The sequence below is a fragment of the Mycobacterium sp. genome (assembly GCF_049281135.1).
GTDB lineage: Bacteria > Actinomycetota > Actinomycetes > Mycobacteriales > Mycobacteriaceae > Mycobacterium.
The window spans coordinates 1-3,220 of sequence record NZ_JBAPRN010000183.1 but is presented as its reverse complement, the minus strand read 5'-3'; the positions used below and the strand labels follow the sequence as shown (position 1 = coordinate 3,220).

Genomic DNA, 3,220 nt, shown 5'->3' with positions numbered 1-3,220 from the left:
GATCCGTCCGACGCCGCAGTGGCTGGTCAGCGGCGCGGCGGCTCGCGGCGGCTTGCTGGCACGCAACCTCGAGGCCGCTCGCGACCCGGCCGGATTCGATCGGCTCCGAACCGGCTGCGCCAGCAATGACCGGGTCTCCGAGGTCGATGCCAGGGCGATGCGTTACCGGGTCGCGCAGATCCTGGCGTGCAAGGGTGGTGTGCTAGCCGAGATCACGATCGGCGACTTGCTGGAACTGTTCGATGCCGAAAACGTGGTGCGCGCCACTCGCGGCGGCCAGGTCACGTTCTACGGCATCCTGCGAGAGCTCGGTCTGTTCGGCGAGCGGGCACCGCTGACGCTGCGCGCGCTCTACACCAGTGGGCAACGAACGCCGGAAGAACTGATCGACCGTTACGTGATCGGCCGCGGCCCGATCCGGGACCTGCTCGTCGAGTATCTCCGCGAACGACAACCGGCGTTGGACCACACCAGCCTCGAGGCGTTGGCCTATTACCTCGGCAAGCGGTTTTGGGGCGACATCGAACGACACCACCCGGAGGTGACCACCCTCGATCTGCCCCGTCACGTCGCGCAGGACTGGAAACTGCGGCTGCGGACGATGACCCAGCGAATCCGGTCGGCGAACGGCGAGGTCAGCGAACAGGTCGTCGAGCGGATCAACTACCGCGAGTGCCTAACTCCTGTCCGCTCGTTCTACCTCGACCTGGCGCACTGGGCGGTTGAGGATCCCGCCCGGTGGAGTCGGTGGGTCGCACCCTGCCCGGTCGGCGCGGAGGAGATCAACCGCAAGAAAGCCATACGCCAAAGGAAGGCGCGCATGGATGCGCGCACCCGTGAACGGCTCCCAGCCGTGCCGGCACTCGCGCAACGCCTCACGGTGCGTCGAACGCAGGCACGCGCGCTGCTCGACGTCGGCCGTGCCACACCGGCCGGGGAGTCCTTCACGAGCGCTACCGGCGCCACGCTGGTTCGTTCGATCGTCGACGATCGCGCGGTGGCCGGACGTGTCTGGGTGCACGACCCCGTGACCGGCACCCGCCGCGATCTCGCGAAGGAGGAGGACCGGGCCTTCTGGGCATGGGCGGCCGTCGAAGTGTTCCGAGCGACCGGGCTGCGCGTCGAGGAACTCGTGGAACTCAGTCATCACAGCCTGGTGCAATGCAAGCTGCCCGACACCGGCGAGCTGGTCCCGCTGTTGCAGATCGCCCCGTCGAAGACCGACGCCGAACGGCTGCTCGTGGTCAGCCCCGAGCTCGCCGAGGTGCTGGCCGAGATCATCGACCGGGTCCGCGATCCCTCCGGCGCAGTCCCGCTGATCCTCGGCTACGACAGCCGGGAGAAGGTCTGGTCCGCGCTAACACCATTTCTGTTCCAGCGACCGATAGCCGGTGAGAACAGGCGGTTCCCGTTGTCCGGCATCGGCGACCTGATCACAGAAGCGTTGGACGGGTGCGGCCTGCGCGACCCTGACAGTGGCTCGCTGCTGCGCTTCACCCCGCACGACTTCCGGCGGATCTTCATCACCGACGCCATACTCAACGGGCTCCCGCCGCACATTGCGCAGGTGATCGTCGGGCACCGCGACATCAATGTGACCATGGGCTACAAGAACCCTCGGGAATTGCATCAGACGGGCGTTGGCGGATCGGCACTCCGAGAGTTGGCGGCGTGAACATGGTTCTAATTCAACGCGATAGCCGGCTTTGCGGCCTGTCGGCTGGATAGGTCGATCCCGTCTGATGCATGATACGCCCGTCTGGTGAGGAGAGGGGCTGTGGTGCGGCGGGTCGGCTTGGTTGGTGCGGCGAGCACGGAACTGGTCTCCGGGGTGCTGCAGCTGCGGCCGGAGGAGGCGATGGTAGAGGCGATGCTGCGGGGCTGGTCGGCACAGCAGGCGGCCCGCGGCCTGCTGTCGGGGAGCATCGAGGCCAGGGTCCGGCTGATGCGTCGGTTCCTGGCGTTCACCAACGAATACCCGTGGCAGTGGAGCCCTGCCCACGTGGACGAGTGGACGTTGACGCTGACCGCGGAGAATCACCTTGCGCCGTCGACGATCCGGGGCTACCAGACCGATCTGCGGCTGTTCACTGACTATCTCACTGATGGCCGCTACGGCTGGGCGGTGGCGTGTGAGCAGGAGTTCGGGCAGTTCCCGGTGGCGATCTGCCACGAGTGGAACACCATCGCGCATCTGAACGAGTACGAGGGCAGCCCCGAGGCGCGTCCGCTGTCGCGGGAGGAGCTGCAGCGTTTCCTCGATTACGCAGACGATCAGGTGCAGCGGGCCGCGAAGTCCAAGCGCAAGGGGTCGTTGGCGGCCTACCGCGACGCGACGCTGCTCAAGGTCGTCTACGGCTGGGGGCTGCGGCGCAACGAGACGGCCAAGCTCGATCTGCTGGGCCGGGGCCGCAACCCAGCTGCCGCCGAGTTCGGTGACTACGGGATGGTGAGCGTCCGCTACGGCAAGGCCGTGCGTGGTCAGCCGCCGCGGCGGCGCACGGTGCACTCGCTGATGGGCTGGGCCGTCGAGGCGTTGGTCGACTACGTCGACAACATCCGGCCCCGCTTCGGGTTGGCTGATCATCCGGCGTTGTGGGTGACCGAACGCGGCGCACGGATCAAGCCGGCCGAGATCAACGCCCGCTTCGTCGCCTACCGCGACGCGCTGGGCCTGTCCAAGGAGCTTTCGCCCCATTCGATAAGGCATTCCTATGTCACCCACCTCACTGAAGACGGCGTCGACCGGTTGTTCCTGCAGCACCAGGTAGGCCACCGCTGTGACACCTCGACCGCGATCTACACCCACGTCAGCAGCGACTTCATGAACACCGCGCTGCGCCGAGCACTCGGACCGGCGCTGGACGCGCCGAGCCCACAACACTGAGGAGGACAGATGGCAGCCAAACTCGACTACCGCTGGCGGCTGCGGCAGGTGATGGCCGAGCGCGGCATGTTCGCCACCACCGACCTGCTCGAACCGCTGGCCGAACGCGGAATCCGGCTGTCCTCCAGCCAGGTCTATCGACTCGTCGTGGAACGACCCGAACGGCTCAGCTTGAAGATCCTGATGGCGCTCCTGGACATTCTCGACTGCGCGATGACCGACCTGATCGAACCCGCCGCCGTCACGACCGCCGGGACCCGAACGAAGAAGTCAGCAGCCGGCGGCAGCGACGCCGGTATCGGCACGCTGCGCCCGAAGCGGGCCCGCATCACC

3 protein-coding genes are annotated in these 3,220 nt (G+C 67.0%); all 3 read left to right on the top strand.

Features of this window, described 5'->3' with window-relative positions:
• On the top strand, window positions 1-1,675 hold a 1,675-nt coding region (locus tag WAN02_RS07375), incomplete at its 5' end, for a tyrosine-type recombinase/integrase (RefSeq protein WP_422263508.1).
• A 183-nt stretch (window positions 1,676-1,858) separates the two neighbouring features.
• Complete coding sequence (locus tag WAN02_RS07370) at window positions 1,859-2,887, top strand: tyrosine-type recombinase/integrase (protein WP_422263509.1); 1,029 nt, start codon at window positions 1,859-1,861, stop codon at window positions 2,885-2,887.
• A 9-nt stretch (window positions 2,888-2,896) separates the two neighbouring features.
• Window positions 2,897-3,220 (top strand): helix-turn-helix domain-containing protein (locus tag WAN02_RS07365; RefSeq protein WP_422263507.1); only part of this gene is annotated, 324 nt, incomplete at its 3' end.

What these genes read in the sequence shown, in the direction of transcription:
- WAN02_RS07370 (WP_422263509.1), top strand. Translation starts at nt 1,859, where the DNA reads ATGGTAGAGGCGATGCTGCGGGGCTGGTCGGCACAGCAGGCGGCCCGC.